This window comes from Hephaestia sp. MAHUQ-44, from assembly GCF_023806085.1.
Lineage (GTDB): Bacteria > Pseudomonadota > Alphaproteobacteria > Sphingomonadales > Sphingomonadaceae > Sphingomonas.
Genome location: NZ_JAMSLX010000006.1, coordinates 146,033 through 162,691 on the forward strand (window position 1 = coordinate 146,033; position 16,659 = coordinate 162,691).

The window sequence follows — 16,659 nt, forward strand, 5'->3', positions numbered from 1 at the left end:
GGTCATCGTTCCGGCATCTCACCGCGGCGCAGGCGATCGGCGAGCGCGCGGCCATCCTCGCCCGCGAGTCGCCGCTCGGCGAGCGCCGGCGCACCGGTACGCTTGGCGAGCCGGATACCATGCTCGTCGGTAAGCAAAGCATGATGGTAATAGATCGGCGTCGGCAGGCCGAGCAGCGCCTGTAGCAAGCGGTGGATATGCGTCGCGGCGAACAGATCGGCCCCGCGCACGACATGCGTCACGCCCTGCGCCGCATCATCGAGCGTCACCGCGAGGTGATAGCTCGCCGGCGCATCCTTGCGCGCGAGGATGACGTCGCCCTGCCGTGCCGGATCGGCGACCTGCGGGCCAGCCAGGTCGTCACACCAGCCCAGCGGCCCGAGGTCGGCCAGCGCGCGCGCCATATCGAGCCGCCAGGCGTGTGGTTCGGCCATCCGCGCCGCGCGCTCGGCATCGGACAAATGGCGACATGTACCCGGATAGACCGGCCCATCGGGGCCTTGTGGCGCCGCCAGACTGTCGGTCCCCTCACGCGCGATCGCGGCGCGGGTGCAAAAGCACGGATACACCAGCCCGCGAGCGCGCAACGTCTCGAGCGCGGCGGCATACACGTCGAGTCGCCGGGACTGGAACCACACCGGGCCATCCCAGCTCAGCCCCAACCAGGCGAGGTCGTCGAGGATTGCCGCGACATGCGCGGGCCGACTCCGGGTGGCGTCGATATCCTCGATGCGAAGCAGGAATTTCCCGCCGTGCGCGCGGGCCCTGTCGTGCGCGCAGATTGCCGAAAAGGCGTGGCCGAGATGCAACCGCCCGGTCGGGCTCGGCGCGAACCGCGTGACGACCCCGCTCACCGCGTTGCTTTCATTGTCGCTCTTGACCGCGAGTCGCGCGCTGTGCTGTCATCATGGCGTCATCCGAATGGGCGAACTCCGGACGGAAGCAGCAGGGAACGCGCATGTACCATCCCGACCTGATCCGACACCCGGATAGCTGCCCCGCGCTCGTGCTCAACGCCGATTATACGCCGCTTTCTTATTATCCGCTCAGTGTCTGGCCATGGCAGACCGCAGTCAAGGCGGTGTTTCTCGACCGCGTCGATATCGTCGATCATTACGAACGCGAGGTTCGAAGTCCCACCGCGCGATTGCAACTGCCCTCGGTAATCGCGCTCAAACATTATGTGAAGCCGTCCCAATTTCCGGCCTTCACCCGGTTCAACCTCTTCCTTCGCGACAAATTCACCTGCCAATATTGCGGCGCGAGCCGCGATCTCACCTTCGATCACGTCATCCCGCGCGCGCAGCATGGCCGCACCACCTGGGAAAATGTCGTCACCGCCTGCGCGCCGTGCAACCTCAAAAAAGGCGGACGAACCCCCAAACAGGCGCACATGCCGCTTCATGTCGCGCCGATCCGCCCGACCAGCTGGCAGCTTCAGGAACATGGTCGCAGCTTCCCGCCCAATTACCTGCACGAAACCTGGCGCGACTGGCTGTATTGGGGGATCGAACTCGAGGCATGAACGGGCTTGCTCTCGCCGCTGCGTCCGCGCATTCATAGCGTCATGCGACCTGTCCTTTTTTTCGCTGCTGTGCCGATCGCCCTGCTCGGCTGTTCGCAGGACGACGATTCCAATCGTAACGCCGAAGCCGCCGTCGCCGCGGGGTTCAAACCGCCGACCGTGCTCGCGCGGGCCGATTTCGCGATGGATCTGGACAAAAGGTTCAACCGGCTCGACGTCAATGGCGACGCAATTCTCGAGCCCAATGAATGGCCGCCGCGCTACGCCGATCGGCTCGCCCGACTCGACAAGAACAAGGACGGCAAGGTCACCCGCAACGAGTTTTTCGAAGCGATGATGGCCCGATTCGACGCCGCCGACACCAATCGCGATCAGGTGCTGACCAGCGAGGAACGCACCGCAGCCGACATTCCGCGCGACGGGGCCGAAGATGACGGCGACGGCGATAGCAGCAACGGCAACAACAGCGCCGCCGCCTTCTAGACATTCCTTTGCCCGCACCCGGTTGACGCTGGCGCTGCCGCGGTGCAGCACGTCGCGCTATGGCCAGTCTTCCACCGATCACGAACAATCCCGACATCCGCTTTCTGGGCGCGCTGCTCGGCGACGTTATCCGCGCTTATGGCGGCGACGAGCTGTTCAGGCGGATCGAATATATCCGATCGACCTCGGTCGATCGCGCGCGCGGGGTGGTCGGCGCCGACGCGATCGATCCGGGGCTCGAGCGACTCAGCCTCGACGAAACGCTCGCCTTCACGCGCGGCTTCATGCTGTTTTCGATGCTCGCCAACCTCGCCGAAGATCGACAGGGCGTCGCGACCGAGCAGGATATCGACCTTGCCTCCGCGATCGCGCAGCTGAACGCCGAAGGGATCGACATGCCCGCGGTGATCGATCTGCTCGATCACGGGTTGATCGCCCCGGTGCTGACCGCGCATCCCACCGAGGTGCGCCGCAAGTCGATGATCGATCATCGCAACCGGATCGCCGAACTGATGGCGCTCAAGGATCGCGGTCTCACCGCGACCCCCGACGGCGACGATGTCGACGAGGCGATCACGCGCCAGATCGCGCTTCTGTGGCAAACGCGCGTGCTGCGGCGCGAGAAACTCTACGTTGCCGACGAGGTCGAGACCGCGCTTTCCTATCTGCGCGATGTGTTCCTGCCCGCGCTGCCCGCGCTCTATCAGCGCTGGGATCGCGCGCTCGGCGAACGCAGCCCGAGCTTTCTCAAACTAGGAAGCTGGATCGGCGGCGATCGCGACGGCAACCCCTTCGTCACCGCCGATTCGCTTCGCACCGCATTGGGCCGCGCGTGCGAGGCGGTGCTCAGTTTCTATCTCGACGCGGTCCACACGCTTGGCGCCGAACTGTCGATCTCGAGCGAACACGCCGCGATCGACGACGCCGTCACCGAGCTGGCCGACGCGAGCGGCGACGACGCACCGAGCCGCGCCGACGAGCCCTATCGTCGCGCACTCACTGGCATCTATGCGCGGCTCGCGGCCACCTTCACCCATTTCACCGGCAAGCCCGCACCGCGTCACGTGACACACACGAGCAAGCCTTATGCGCGACCGAGCGAGTTGCGCGCCGACCTGGTCGCGATCGCGCACGGCCTTAGCGGCAGCGGCGCCGGCAAGCTCGGCTCGGGCGGCGCGCTCGGGCGGCTGATCCGTGCGGTCGAGACCTTCGGCTTCCACCTCGCCGCGCTCGACATGCGGCAGAATTCGGCCGTCCACGAGCGTGTCATCACCGAATTGTTCCGCGTCGCCGGGATCGAGCCCGATTATGCCGCGCTCGACGAAGCGGCGCGCGTCGCGTTGCTGCGCCGCGAACTCGCCAACCCGCGCCCGCTGGCGAGTCCTTACGCGGCCTATTCCGACGAGACGCAATCCGAACTGGCGATCATGAAGGCGGCCGCCGAGGCGCATGCGCGCTACGGCAAGGAATCGATCGTCAATTATTGCGTATCGATGGCAACCTCGGTTTCCGATCTGCTCGAGGTCAACCTGCTCTTGCTCGAAGCCGGGCTCTACCGGCCGGGCGAGACGCCCGAAGCCGATATCATGGCAGTGCCGCTGTTCGAGACCGTCGCCGATCTCGAAGCCGCGCCACAGGTAATGGCCGAGTGGTTCGCCTTGCCCGAAATCGCCGCGATCACCGCCGCGCGCGGGTATCAGGAAGTGATGATCGGCTATTCCGATTCGAACAAGGACGGCGGCTACATCACCTCGACCTGGCAGCTTTCCAAGGCATCGAGCGCGCTGGCGCCGGTGTTCGCGGCGGCGGGCGTCAGGATGCAATTGTTCCACGGGCGCGGCGGGGCGGTGGGGCGCGGCGGCGGATCGGCGTTCGCGGCGATCCGCGCGCAGCCGCCGGGCACCGTCCAGGGCCGCATCCGCATCACCGAACAAGGCGAGGTGATCGCCGCCAAATACGGCACCCGCGAAAGCGCGATGGTCAATCTCGAGGCGATGGCCTCGGCGACGCTGCTTGCCAGCCTCGAACCCGAACGGCTGTCAGACCGCGATTACGATCGCTTCTCAAGCGCGATGAACCAGCTTTCGGATACCGCCTTCCACGCCTATCGCGATCTCGTCTACGGCACCCAGGGCTTTACCACCTTCTTCCGCCAGATGACCCCGATCGCCGAAATCGCCGGGCTCAAGATCGGCTCGCGCCCGGCGAGCCGCAAGCAATCCGACCGGATCGAGGATCTGCGCGCGATTCCGTGGGTGTTCTCATGGAGCCAGGCGCGCGTGATGCTGCCCGGCTGGTACGGCGTCGGGCAGGCGATCGCGGCGTTCGACGACAAGGCGCTGCTCGCCGAAATGGCCGAGGGCTGGCCGCTGTTCGCCGCGACGCTCGCCAATATGGAACAGGTGCTGGCGAAATCGGACATGGGGATCGCCGGCCATTATGCCGGGCTGGTCGAGGACGGGGCCTTGCGCGAGCGCGTGTTCACCCAGATTCGCGACGGCTGGTGGTCGACGCATGACGGGCTGCTCGCCATCACCGGGCAGGCGCGGCTGCTCGAAAAGCTCCCCAGCCTCGATACCTCGATCCGGTTGCGGCTGCCCTATATCGAGCCGCTCAACCTGCTCCAGATCGAACTGATGAAGCGCCACCGCGCGGGCGAGGACGATCCGCGGATCGGCGAGGGCATCCTGCTCTCGATCAACGCGATCGCGACCGCGCTGCGCAATTCGGGATAACGTGCGCGACGGTGATGCCAAGGCCGTATCCCGTCATCCCGGACTTGCCTGCCCCTGCGCAGGCAAGTCCGGCATGACAAGGGGCAGTGCAGCTCTCTCCGCGCAAATTATTCAATCGCCGCCCGCATCCACGCGCCGCGTCGCGAGCGGGATGTCGCAGACGCTCGCGCCGATCGCGACCATGGGTGGATCGGGCCGTTCGCGTTTGGCGATCGCGAGGCCGAAGCGCGGGTTGTCCGCCGCGCGATACTCGAAATGCGGGCGTTCGGCCGCCGGGATATCGCTCGCCAGCCGCACGGTGGCGATCGGCGTACGTTCGGCGTCGGTCGCGTAAAAACCCATCTCGGCATTGCTGCGCGGCAGCGCCGACAGATAGCCCATCCCTTCGATGATCCGCCCGACGACGGTGTAATTCCGATCGAGCCGCCGCGCCGACTGGCCGATCGGCGTGAACAGTTCCGCCCCGGTGCCGGTATCGGGCGAGACGTCGCGCGCGACCCCGACCATGCCGTAGCAATGCGTGAACCACGCCGTCTTGCCGTCGGTGGCGACCGGCCAGCCGTCGGCGGTGATCCCCGACGCGGTCGAATAGGCGTCGGCCTTGCTCATCCGCTGAGCGGGCGCGAAGGCCGCGATCTCATATTCGGCCGCGGGCCGCGCGACGAGGTCGGCAGGAAGCGGCTTCTTCTCGGTCGGATCGCCCCATTGCGCGACCCAATTCTCCTGCACGCGGTAGACACTCTCGCCGTCCCACCAACGCGCCCGCGCCAGCCGCCGAAGGTTGGCGACATGCTCGGGCGCATAGCGCGACGCGAGCCGGATCACGACCTGATGCCCGTCGCCGAGCGTCATCACCATCAACTCATCATCGGGGATCGGCCGCCAATCGGCAGCGATCGGATCGGACGGTGCGGGCGCGGCGGTAGCCTGCGCAGCGGCGAGTGAAAGGAGCAGGCGCGCGATCATGGTGGCGAACATGCGCGCGCCATTCGCGCATGGCAATCGCCACGCTTGCCGACCGCCCCCGCACCGGCTAGGCGGCGCGTTCCAGCGAATGCGGAGCGGTGGCCGAGTGGTCGAAGGCGCTCGCCTGGAAAGTGAGTATGGGTCAAAAGCCCATCGTGGGTTCGAATCCCACCCGCTCCGCCAGCCCTGCCGCGATCCGAATCGATACCGCCCGCCGGCGATTATCACCGGCGGATAGCGAACCGTACGCGATCGGGGCTTGCTTCCTGCCGTCGCCCGCGCTTCAACAAGTGAGGGGAGTCGACGATGAGCAGGGGGTGGATACCGGCAAAGGGTTTCCAGCGCATCGATACCAGCGTTGTGCCAGCCAACCAGCGATTCGCCTTCTGGAGCGCTGTGCACGACGGGCTCGATATGAGCCTGATCGATCCGTCGCAAACCGATTACCGCGCGAGCCTGCTCACCGCCACCTCCGACGAGGGCATCCGGTTCGGCCATTCGGTAAGCGCGAATACACGCGCGCGCTTCGGTGGCTGCCACAGCCTCGATCTCGTGCTCGTCAGCCTTACGACCGCGGGCGTCGTCGATATCCGGCACGGCCATGACAGCGCGACACGGATCACCCCTGACAGCGGTCTGATCATGCTCGACCACAAGCGTGCGGCGGTAACCGCCACCGGCACAAGCGACCATGCCCATGCCTATCTGTCGCTCCCGCGCCGGCTGGTGGTCGAGGCGGCCGGCGGCGATCCGATAGCGGGGGGCGGCGCGATTCGCAGATTGGCGACCGCCAGGCTCGCGCCCTTCCTCGAAGCGCACCTGCGGCTGCTGATGACCCGAAGCGAGGCACTGAGCGCCGACGATGTAGCGGTGGCACTCGATGTCGGCGCGCAACTGGCGCTTGCGTGTATTCGTGAGGTGCACGGCATATCGATCGAGGTGGACCACAACGCCGCCCACGGCGCGCTGTTTGCTGCTGCACGGCATTATATCGACTTGCGCTATGCCGATCCCGATCTCACCGCGACGACCATCGCCACCGCACTCGGGTGCTCACGCGCGCATCTCTATCGCGTGTTCGCCGCGAACGGCTCGTCGATCGGCCAGTTGGTGCGCGACATTCGGCTTGAAAAGGCGTGTACGATGCTGGTGGGGCGCCATTGGGCAATCGAACAGATCGCGCGCCTGTCAGGCTATGGCGGTGCGGCGTCGTTCACCCGCGCGTTCAGGGCACATTTCGGGATATCGCCCGGCGAATGGCGCGCCACCGCCAATGAGACGCGTGGTCAAAGAATCGGAGACGATACGCAACCTGCGCTGATGTAAACTCCACCCGGGGCAATGCGGGACGATCGCCCAGCGATCTCCAGGCAGGAGGCCAGCACCGCACAACGGTCGCGGCCACGGGGAAGGCAGGGAATGATGCGACATCAAGCGCGGCTGAAGATCAGCCCGAAGCACTGGCTGCTGGTGTGTACCGCGATGACCGGTACCTTGGCCGCGATACCCGCGCACGCGCAGACCACAATGCCGACCGGCGGTGCGGTGGTCGCGGGGCAGGCGACCATCGGCGCCAGCGACGGCGGTGCCCTCATGATCCGGCAGGGCTCGGACAAGGCAATCATCGACTGGGCCGGTTTTTCGATCGGCGCGGGCGGGGCGGTAACCTTCGATAACGGCACCGGCGCGACGCTCAACCGCGTGACCGGCAGCAGCGTCTCATCGATCGACGGGCTGCTCAGCGCGAGCGGATCGGTTTACCTGCTCAATCCCAATGGCGTCATCATTGGCGAGCAGGGCGTGGTCGATGTCGGCGGATCGTTCGTCGCCTCGACACTCGACACCAGCAACGCGACGTTCCTGAACGGCGGCGATCTGACGCTGGCCGGTTCGTCGCGCGCATCGGTGATCAACCTCGGCCATATCGGCGCGCTCGGCGGCGATGTCGTGCTCGCGGCCTATAACGTCGCCAATCGGGGCAGCATCGCCAGCGGCGGCACGGCAGCGCTGCTCGCCGGGCATGAGGTGCTGCTCGCCGATCGCAGCGTGGGCAACGGGCGGTTCGGCGTGCTCATCGGTGGCGCGGGCAGCAGCGTCACCCAATCGGGCGCCATCGCCGCTGTTACCGCGGAACTGCGCGCCAACGGCGGCAGCATCTACGCGCTCGCCGGCAATACGCGCGGCATCGTCAAGGCAACCGGGGTGGCGACCGAGGCAGGCCGTATTTTCCTGACCGCAGGCACCGGCGGGACGATCGACGTGGCGGGCACCGACATCACCGCGTCCGGCCCGGGTGCAGCGGTGTGGATCGGATCGGCCGATACGGGCAGCACGACGATCGGCGATGGCGTATCGATCGCCACCGGCGCGGGCGGATTCATCGAGACATCGGGCGTACGGCTGGCGGTGGGCGCCGCGCGGGTTGACCCCGGCGTGGGCGGCACCTGGCTGCTCGATCCGATCGATCTGACGATCGATGCGGCGATGGCGACTACGATCGAGACGGCGCTGTCCGGCGCCGGCGTCAAGGTCGTGCTGACCAATGATCCGGGCGGAGATCAGGGCAACATCACCGTTGCCGCGCCGATCAGTTGGCGCGGGGACGGCCATCTGACGCTCGACGCCGTCAACAACCTTACCGTCAATGCTGCGATCACCGCCACCGGCGCGGCCGCCAAGCTGACGATGCTTTATGGCGGCGCGCTCGATCTCAACGCGCCGATTACGCTTTCAGGCGCCGGCGCCGCGCTGGCGATCAACGGCGTCGATTACACGCTGATCCATGACGTCGACCAGCTTCAGGCGATGCAGAACGATCTCGCCGGCCATTACGCGCTCGGCAACGATATCGACGCGACGGCGACCGCGGGGTGGAACGGCGGCAAAGGGTTTGCGCCGGTGGGAAGCGATGTCACGCAGTTCAACGGTGCCTTCACCGGCTTGGGCCATGTCATTTCGTCGCTGACGATCAACCGGTCAACCTCGGCGTATGTCGGCCTGTTTGGCTTTGCCGGCTTGGGCGCCCGCCTTCGCGACGTGGGGATCGTCGGGGTCAGCATGCTTGGCCTCAAATTCGTTGGGGGATTGGCGGGCAGCTCGTTCGGGACGATCGACGACAGCTATGTCACCGGCACGGTCTCGGGCGCCGATTATTATATCGGCGGCCTCGTCGGACAAAATACTGGTCGGATCACGGACAGCTTCTCGACCGCGGCAGTTTCGGGGACGCACCGCATCGGCGGGCTGGTCGGCATAAATACACCGTTGGGTGTCATCGGGGGCGGCGTGATCAATGGCAGCTACGCTACCGGCACAGTCACCGGCACCGGCTACGCTGTCGGCGGGCTTGCGGGGATCAACGTCGGGACGATCAGCAACAGTTACGCTACTGGTGCTGCTTCGGCCACAGCAACGATAGCCGGCGGCCTCGTCGGGCAGAATAGCGGTACGATCAGCAACAGTTACGCTACCGGCGGCGCATCGACCGACGCCGGCGCTGGCGGACTGGTTGGACTGGCGGTTGTTACCTCGATCATCAGCAACAGCTACGCCACGGGCGCCGCTTCGGCCGCAGCATATAATGCCGGCGGCCTCGTCGGGCAGAATGAAGGTACGATCAGCAACAGTTACGCTACCGGCGGCGCATCGACCGACGCCGGCGCTGGCGGACTGGTTGGACTGGCGGCTGTTACCTCGATCATCAGCAACAGCTACGCCACGGGCGCCGCTTCGGCCGCAGCATATAGTGCCGGCGGCCTCGTCGGGCATAATGAAGGTACGATCAGCAACAGTTACGCCACGGGCCCGGTCACAAGTGGCACTCAGTTCGGAGGCCTGATCGGGCTCAATTGGGGCACGGCCAACGGCAGTTATTACGACATCGGGACAACCGGGCAATCGGCAGCGTGCGGCGCAAATACAGGCACCTGCACCGCGACCGGCCTGTCGACCGCGAACGCATTCAAACAGGCCAGCTATACCGGGTTAGATTTCACCAATAGCTGGTTCATGGTCGACGGATCGACGCGCCCGTTCCTACGCGCCGAATGGTCCAATACGATCACCAATGCGCACCAACTCCAACTGATGGCGATGGTGCTTGCCGCCGATTACACGCTCGGCGGCAACATCGACGCGTCGCAAACCGGCGATTTTGTCACCAATCCCTCAGGGATGTGGGCCGGCACCGGCTTTTCGCCGATCGGTGATTCCACGACACCCTTCACAGGCTCGCTCGATGGCCGAGGGCATATCGTCGCCGATCTGACGATCAACCGACCCGACCAGGCCATTGTCGGCCTGTTCGGCGCCCTTGGCGCTATCAGCCGGATCACCGATATCGGGTTGGAGAATATCGCTGTCACGGGCGCCGACAATGTGGGTGGCCTCGCCGGGACAAGCGCCGCGACCCTGACCGGCGTCTATACCACGGGTAGGGTGACGGGCGCCAATTCGGCAACCACCTCAAGCTTCAATATCGGCGGACTGGCGGGATATAATAACGGCACGATCTCGGGCGCCTTCTCACGCGCGTCGGTATCGGGCTCCAGCTTCATCGGCGGGCTGGTGGGGGTGAATTACGGCCCGGTCAGCAATGCCTATGCCACCGGCGCGGTGACGGGCATCCCCCGCGCTGGCATGCCGACGAGCAACGCCGGCGGGCTGATCGGCTGGAATTACAACTCGGTCACCAACACCTATGCCACGGGCGCGGTAATCCTCACAGGGCCGACTACCGGCACGGCGGGCGGCCTGATCGGCAACGCTTCTGGCGGCAGCGCCAGCACCACCAACAGCTATTGGAATATCAATACCAGCGGGCAGACGTTGAGCTATGGCGGCGACGGCAAAACCACGGCCGAGATGCACACCCTCTCGACCTTCGCGGGCTGGGATTTCGACATGATCTGGGCACCGCCCGATGCGACCTATTATCCCGAACTCTATGGTGTCTCGGGCGTGGTCGGGGTGGTGATCGACGATGCCACCCGCGTCTATGGCGACGCCAATCCCGATTTCACCGGCGCGTATACGATCGTCGGCACCGCCCCCTGGAACAGCCTGACCATCGATCCGGCACTCGCCACCAGCGCGGGAGCGGCCAGCGATGTGGGAAGTTATGCGATCACCGGCGCCGGCGCCGCGGCAAGCCGGACCGGCGGCGGCGCATCCCGGATCGTCTATCGCAACGGCATGCTCACCATTACCCCGCGCCATATCGATGTGACCGCAGTCGGCGGTTCATCGACCTATGGCGAAAGCCCCGCCAACCCCGGACTGACCGCGACCAATCTGGCGAGCTTCGACACCATATCGGCGCTTACCGGCCTGTCGAACGGTTTCGGGATCAGCGGCGCGACCGGAGTGGGCGATTATACGCTGAGCGTAGCCGGGACGCTTGGCACCGCCAATTATATCATCGATAACAGGATCGATGGCGCCTGGCGCGTCGATCCGCGGACGCTGACGATCACCGCGAGCGACGGAACCAAAACCTATGGCGACCTGCTCGCCCTCGGCACGACCGGGTTCACGGCCAGCGGCCTCGTCAACACCGATACCGTAACCGGCACCGTCCTGACGAGCCCTGGCGCGGCCGCCCAGGCATCCGTCGGCACCTATACCGTCGCCGCATCGGGCGCGACCGGCAACGGGCTCGCCAATTACGCCATCTCCTATGTCGATGGCACCCTGGCGGTCACCGCGCGTCCGATCGACGTAACCGCACTCGGCGGCAGCTCGATCTACGGCAACGGCGGGGCCAACCCCGGTTTGTCGGCGAGCAATCTGGCGAGTTTCGATACCGCAGCAGCGTTGACCGGCCTGTCGAACAGCTTCGGCATCACCGGGACGACAAGCGTGGGTACCTATGGGCTCGACGTCATCGGCACACTCACCAACCCGAATTACGTCCTGAGCACGCGCACCAGCGGAAGCTGGAGCGTTACCGCGCGCCCGATCACCGTCGCCGCCAACAACCAGTCGCGCCTCTACGGCGTGGCAAACCCGGCGCTGACCTACACGGTCACCGGCGGCAATCTGGTCAACGGCGACACGCTGTCGGGGGCGTTGACGACGACCGCCATGGCCGGCTCCGCGATCGGCGATTACGCGATCGACATCGGCACGCTCGCGGCATCGGCGAATTATGCGCTGGCGTTCACGCCGGGCACCTTGTCGATCACGCCTGCGGTGCTGACGATCACCGCGAACGACCGGACCACGAGCTATGGCGACGCCATCGATCTCGGCACGACCGGCTTCACGGTCAGCGGCCTTGCCGGTGGAGACAGCATTGCGGGAGTCACGCTGGCAAGCGCCGGGGCGGATGGCCGCGCCAACGTTGGCCGCTATGCGATCGCCGTTTCGGGGGCGAGCGGTATCGATCTGTCCAATTACGTCGTTGCCTATAATGATGGCGTGCTGACGGTCACGCCGCGCGCGCTTGCTGTCGCCGCCGATGACCGGTCGCGGGTCTATGGCGACGCCAATCCGGCACTGACCTACGCGATCACCAGCGGCACGTTGGTCAATGGCGACGTACTGAGCGGGGCAATGACCACGACCGCCGACCTGCAGTCCGGCGTCGGCGATTACGCCATCGACATCGGCACGCTTGCCGTATCGGCCAATTACGCGCTCGCCTTCACACCGGGCACGCTGACGATCACGCCACGCCACATCCACGTCATCGCGCGCGGCGGCAATTCGGTCTATGGCGATGGCGGCATCAATCCCGGCCTGTCGGCGACCAATCTCGCCAGCTTCGACACCGTCTCGGCATTGACCGGCCTGTCGAACAATTTCGCCGTCACCGCGACCACCGATGCGGGGGACTATGCGTTGGCCGTTGCGGGCACCCTCACCAACGCCAATTACGTCATCGACACGCGGAGCGACGGCAATTGGACGGTGATGCGCCGTGCGCTGTCGCTTGCCGCCGACGATGCGACACGGGTCTATGGCGACGCAAATCCAGCGCTGACCTATACGATCACCAGCGGTAATCTGGTCAACGGCGACACGCTGTCGGGCGCGCTCGCCACACCGGCAGAGCTCGCGTCGGGGGTAGGCGCGTATGACATCGCTCAGGGCACGCTGGCCGCATCGGCCAATTATGCGCTCGGCTTCACACCCGGAACGCTGACGATCACGCCACGCCATATCCACGTCACCGCGCTCGGCGGCAGCTCGATCTATGGCAATGCTGCGGTCAACCCCGGGCTGGCGGCGTCCAACCTTGCCAGCTTCGATGATGTCTCGGTGTTGACCGGCCTGTCGAGCAACTTCGCGATCACCGGCACCACGACTGTCGGCGATTATGCGCTCGGCGTCGCGGGTAACCTCACCAACCCCAATTATGTCGTCGACACGCGGATCGGTGGGAGCTGGACGGTCACCCGCCGCGCGATCACCGTCAGCGCCGACCCGCTCGCGCGAATCTACGGTAATGCCAATCCGGCGCTGACCTACGCCATCGGCGGCCTCGGGCTTGCCAATGGCGACACGCTGACAGGCACGCTGGCGACCGCCGCCGCCACGCAGTCTGGCATAGGCGATTACGCGATCGATATCGGCACGCTCGCGGCATCGGCCAATTACGCGCTCACCTTCGTCCCGGGCGTGTTGGTGATCAACCCCAGACCGATCGCGATCACCGCCGAGGATCAAGCGAAACGCTGGAATACACGCGATCCCGCGCTGACCTATGTGGTCGGTGGCGAGGGTCTTGCCAATGGCGACACGCTCAGCGGCGGGCTTGCCCGCGCGGCGGGCGAAACGCCGGGAGATTATGCGATCGGGCAAGGCAGCCTTTCGGCCTCGGCCAATTATGCGGTTACCTTCACCCCCGGAACGCTGACCATCGAGCCGGTGCTGATCGAAACCGGGCTGCCGTTCGAGCGTGCGTTGTTCGCCCCACCCGAGGCGGCACCATCCCCACCCCCACCGCCGCAACCCTGCGCCACCGAACCATGCCTGACGCCGTACCCGGCCAATATCGACGCCGGCGGAACGATCCTGTTTGCGGCGGTGGCCCGGTGAGCGCCCCGCTGATCGCCCGCGCCGCGCTGATCGCCTCGTCCGCGCTGCTGCTTGCCCCGCTCGCGGCCAAAGCACAGGTGGTTGAGCGCAACCTGCCGCCCGCCCCGATGGCCGAAGGACAGGCACTGGCGGTGCCCAATGCCCTGCCCGCCGAGCAGGATGCGACCCCGATCGGGCCAGCGCTCGCGGGAATCGCCGTGCTCAGCGCCGAGGATCCCGCGCTGACGGCGCCTGCCACGGGTGTCGATACCAGCCGAGTCGCGCGGCTCGATACGCCGCACGCGCGCGCCATGCTGGGCGCCTATCTGGGCCAGCCGCTGTCGCGTCGGCTGATCGGCGAGATCGAGGCGGCGATCGCGCGCCACTATCGTGCGCAGGGTTATCCGTTCGTCGCGCTCTCGACGCCCGAGCAGGAAGTGACGTCGGGTGTCCTTCAGGTCCGCGTGGTCGAATTCAGCGCGGGCACGATCGCCACCACCGGCGCGCGCAATGAAAGCGAAGCCTATGTTCTCGGCCGCGTGCGCCAGCAAACCGGCGCGCCGATCGACGCCACCGCGCTCACCGAGGATCTCGACTGGCTCAACCGCAACCCGTTCCGCGATGCCCGGGCGCTGTTCTCGCCGGGCGACGCGCTCGGCCGGTCGGACCTGACGCTCGCGCTCGCGGAGACCAGGCCGTGGCGCATCTATGCCGGGGCCACCAACAACGGTGCTGCCTCGACCGGGCGGACGCGGCTGTTCGCCGGGGTTCAGGCCGCTCCGTTCGCAAGCGCCCCCGATGCCGTGTTCGCCTATCAATTCACCGCGTCGGACGATGTGTTCGATGGTGCGCATCCGGGCTATGTCAGCCATGCCGCGATCGCCGATCTTGGCATCGCGGCGCGGCAAGCGATCGAGATCACGCTCGATCATGTCGCGATCAATCAGGACAACGGCCCCTTCGTGGTCCGCCAGCGGATCGGCGAAGCCGCGATCGGCTGGCGCGTCGGCGCAGGCGCGATCGGCGATCTGCGTGTCGGCGTCGAGGCACGCCACGCGCGGCGATCGGTACGGTTCGGCGGGGCGTCGATCATCGGCGCGACGGCTGACATCGTCCAACTTTATGGCGGCATCGAGAAAGTCGGCACCACCAGCCTCGGCAGCTATAGCGCGTCGGCCACCGTCCACCTCAACCCCGGCGCGATCGGCGGCGCCAACGATCGCACGACGCTGTTCGCCTATACCGACGGCCGCGTCACGCACGCCGATTACGTCTATCTCGACCTGCGCTATGCCGGGACGATCCGGCTGGGCCGGGGCTTTGGCCTCGGCACCGAGATCATCGGCCGCCTCGCCAACCGTGCACTGCCCGATACCGAGCAGATCGGGCTCGGCGGCACCAGCCTGGTGCGCGGCTACACGCTCGACGACGGCGCATTCGATTCGGGGCTCGTCGTGCGCAACACGCTCAACGCGCCGGGGGTGGCACTGGTGCGCGATTCGGCGATCGCCGATGCGCTCAGCCCGTATCTGTTCTTCGACGCCGGCTATGCCCGGCAACGTGTGACCCATGCCGAGGCGCACCTCGCCGCGGCCGGTGCCGGCGCCAGCTATCGGCTCGGCCGCCACCTCGCCGCGCGGCTCGAAGCCGGCCGGGCGTTCAAGACCGCCGCCTATACCGAGGCCGGCGACTGGCGCGTCCACGCCAGCGTGTCGTTCGCTTATTGACCACCATCGTCTCGTGCCCTCTCGACCAAAGCGCCTGCGCTTGTGATAGGGGAAGGTGGACACGAAAGGACGATGACATGAAAACACGTGCCGCGGTTGCGTTCGAAGCCAAACAACCGCTCGAGATCGTCGAGCTCGACCTCGAAGGCCCCAAGGCGGGCGAGGTTCTGATCGAGATCATGGCGACGGGGATCTGCCACACCGACGCCTATACGCTCGACGGACTGGACAGCGAAGGGTTGTTCCCGAGCGTGCTGGGGCATGAAGGCGCCGGTATCGTGCGCGAGGTGGGCGCGGGCGTGACCTCGGTCGTGCCGGGCGATCACGTGATCCCGCTCTACACCCCCGAATGCCGCCAGTGTAAATCGTGCCTGTCGGGCAAGACCAATTTGTGCACCGCGATCCGCGCCACGCAGGGCAAGGGGCTGATGCCCGACGGCACGACGCGCTTCTCGTACAAGGGCCAGCCGATCTTCCACTACATGGGCTGTTCGACCTTCTCGAACTTCACCGTTCTGCCCGAAATCGCGGTGGCGAAAATCCGCGAGGACGCCCCCTTCAAGACGAGCTGCTACATCGGCTGCGGCGTCACCACCGGGGTCGGCGCCGTGGTCCACACCGCCAAGGTGCAGGTAGGCGAGACTGTCGTCGTCTTCGGGCTCGGCGGGATCGGCCTCAACGTGCTGCAGGGCGCGCGGATGGCCGGCGCCAGCGTGATCGTCGGCGTCGATATCAACCCCGACCGCGAGGAATGGGGCCGCAAGTTCGGCATGACCGACTTTATCGACGCGCGCGGCAAGAGCGGCAACGAGATCATTTTCGCAGTCCAGCAACTCACGGACGGCGGTGCGGATTACAGTTTCGATTGTACCGGCAACACGGACGTTATGCGCCAAGCACTCGAATGTTGCCATCGCGGCTGGGGCACGAGCATCATCATCGGCGTCGCCGAGGCGGGCAAGGAAATCGCGACGCGCCCGTTCCAGCTCGTCACCGGGCGCAACTGGCGCGGCACCGCATTTGGCGGCGCCAAGGGCCGCACCGATGTGCCCAAGATCGTCGATTGGTACATGAACGGCCGCATCGAGATCGATCCGATGATTACCCATGTGCTCAGTCTCGACGAGATCAACAAGGGATTCGAGCTGATGCACGCCGGCGAAAGCATCCGCTCGGTCGTCGTTTACTGAAGGGAAAAGAC

9 protein-coding genes and 1 tRNA gene are annotated in these 16,659 nt (G+C 66.1%); 8 read left to right on the forward strand and 2 right to left on the reverse strand.

Annotation, left to right across the window (positions count from 1 at the left end; translation table 11 throughout):
• Positions 1-2 precede the first annotated feature (2 nt).
• A complete protein-coding gene (gluQRS, locus tag NFE57_RS08755) occupies positions 3-854 on the reverse strand; it encodes a tRNA glutamyl-Q(34) synthetase GluQRS (RefSeq protein ID WP_252135184.1) in 852 nt (283 codons plus the stop codon).
• Positions 855-958: 104 nt separating this feature from the next.
• On the opposite strand from gluQRS, the gene NFE57_RS08760 reads away from it, so the two are divergent.
• The 3 genes from NFE57_RS08760 to ppc are packed head-to-tail and all read left to right on the forward strand — an operon-like array spanning position 959 to position 4,743.
• Positions 959-1,525 (forward strand): HNH endonuclease, encoded by a 567-nt coding sequence (locus NFE57_RS08760; RefSeq protein WP_252135185.1) that lies wholly within the window; start codon positions 959-961, stop codon positions 1,523-1,525.
• A 42-nt stretch (positions 1,526-1,567) separates the two neighbouring features.
• On the forward strand, positions 1,568-2,008 hold the full coding sequence (locus NFE57_RS08765; protein ID WP_252135186.1) for an EF-hand domain-containing protein: 441 nt from the start codon (positions 1,568-1,570) through the stop codon (positions 2,006-2,008).
• Positions 2,009-2,067: 59 nt separating this feature from the next.
• Positions 2,068-4,743, forward strand: a complete 2,676-nt coding sequence (ppc, locus tag NFE57_RS08770) for a phosphoenolpyruvate carboxylase (protein WP_252135187.1) — start codon at positions 2,068-2,070, stop codon at positions 4,741-4,743.
• Positions 4,744-4,854: 111 nt separating this feature from the next.
• On the opposite strand, the gene NFE57_RS08775 is transcribed toward ppc, so the two are convergent.
• Complete coding sequence (locus tag NFE57_RS08775) at positions 4,855-5,721, reverse strand: peptidylprolyl isomerase (RefSeq protein ID WP_252135188.1); 867 nt, start codon at positions 5,719-5,721, stop codon at positions 4,855-4,857.
• Between the two features lie 80 nt (positions 5,722-5,801).
• Here NFE57_RS08775 and NFE57_RS08780 point away from each other — a divergent pair.
• The 5 genes from NFE57_RS08780 (at position 5,802) to NFE57_RS08800 (ending at position 16,648) form a co-directional block, all read left to right on the forward strand.
• Positions 5,802-5,892: transfer RNA gene (locus tag NFE57_RS08780), tRNA-Ser, on the forward strand.
• Positions 5,893-6,015: 123 nt separating this feature from the next.
• Complete coding sequence (locus NFE57_RS08785; protein WP_252135189.1) at positions 6,016-7,035, forward strand: helix-turn-helix transcriptional regulator; 1,020 nt, start codon at positions 6,016-6,018, stop codon at positions 7,033-7,035.
• 93 nt (positions 7,036-7,128) lie between these two features.
• Entirely contained in the window at positions 7,129-13,752 is a 6,624-nt protein-coding gene (locus NFE57_RS08790; RefSeq protein WP_252135190.1) for an MBG domain-containing protein, read from the forward strand.
• The gene (locus NFE57_RS08795) at positions 13,749-15,458 is read left to right on the forward strand and encodes a ShlB/FhaC/HecB family hemolysin secretion/activation protein (protein WP_252135191.1); all 1,710 of its coding nucleotides are present in this window, start codon (positions 13,749-13,751) and stop codon (positions 15,456-15,458) included. The genes NFE57_RS08790 and NFE57_RS08795 overlap by 4 nt, the downstream gene beginning before the upstream one ends.
• 77 nt (positions 15,459-15,535) lie before the next feature.
• Entirely contained in the window at positions 15,536-16,648 is a 1,113-nt protein-coding gene (locus NFE57_RS08800) for an S-(hydroxymethyl)glutathione dehydrogenase/class III alcohol dehydrogenase (protein ID WP_252135192.1), read from the forward strand.
• Positions 16,649-16,659: the final 11 nt, after the last annotated feature.

Excerpts from the sequence above, each read along its gene's own strand:
- NFE57_RS08800 (WP_252135192.1), top strand. The coding sequence starts at position 15,536 with ATGAAAACACGTGCCGCGGTTGCGTTCGAAGCCAAACAACCGCTCGAG.
- NFE57_RS08760 (WP_252135185.1), top strand. The coding sequence starts at position 959 with ATGTACCATCCCGACCTGATCCGACACCCGGATAGCTGCCCCGCGCTC.
- NFE57_RS08765 (WP_252135186.1), top strand. The coding sequence starts at position 1,568 with ATGCGACCTGTCCTTTTTTTCGCTGCTGTGCCGATCGCCCTGCTCGGC.
- NFE57_RS08775 (WP_252135188.1), bottom strand. The coding sequence starts at position 5,721 with ATGTTCGCCACCATGATCGCGCGCCTGCTCCTTTCACTCGCCGCTGCG.
- ppc (WP_252135187.1), top strand. The coding sequence starts at position 2,068 with ATGGCCAGTCTTCCACCGATCACGAACAATCCCGACATCCGCTTTCTG.
- NFE57_RS08790 (WP_252135190.1), top strand. The coding sequence starts at position 7,129 with ATGATGCGACATCAAGCGCGGCTGAAGATCAGCCCGAAGCACTGGCTG.
- NFE57_RS08785 (WP_252135189.1), top strand. The coding sequence starts at position 6,016 with ATGAGCAGGGGGTGGATACCGGCAAAGGGTTTCCAGCGCATCGATACC.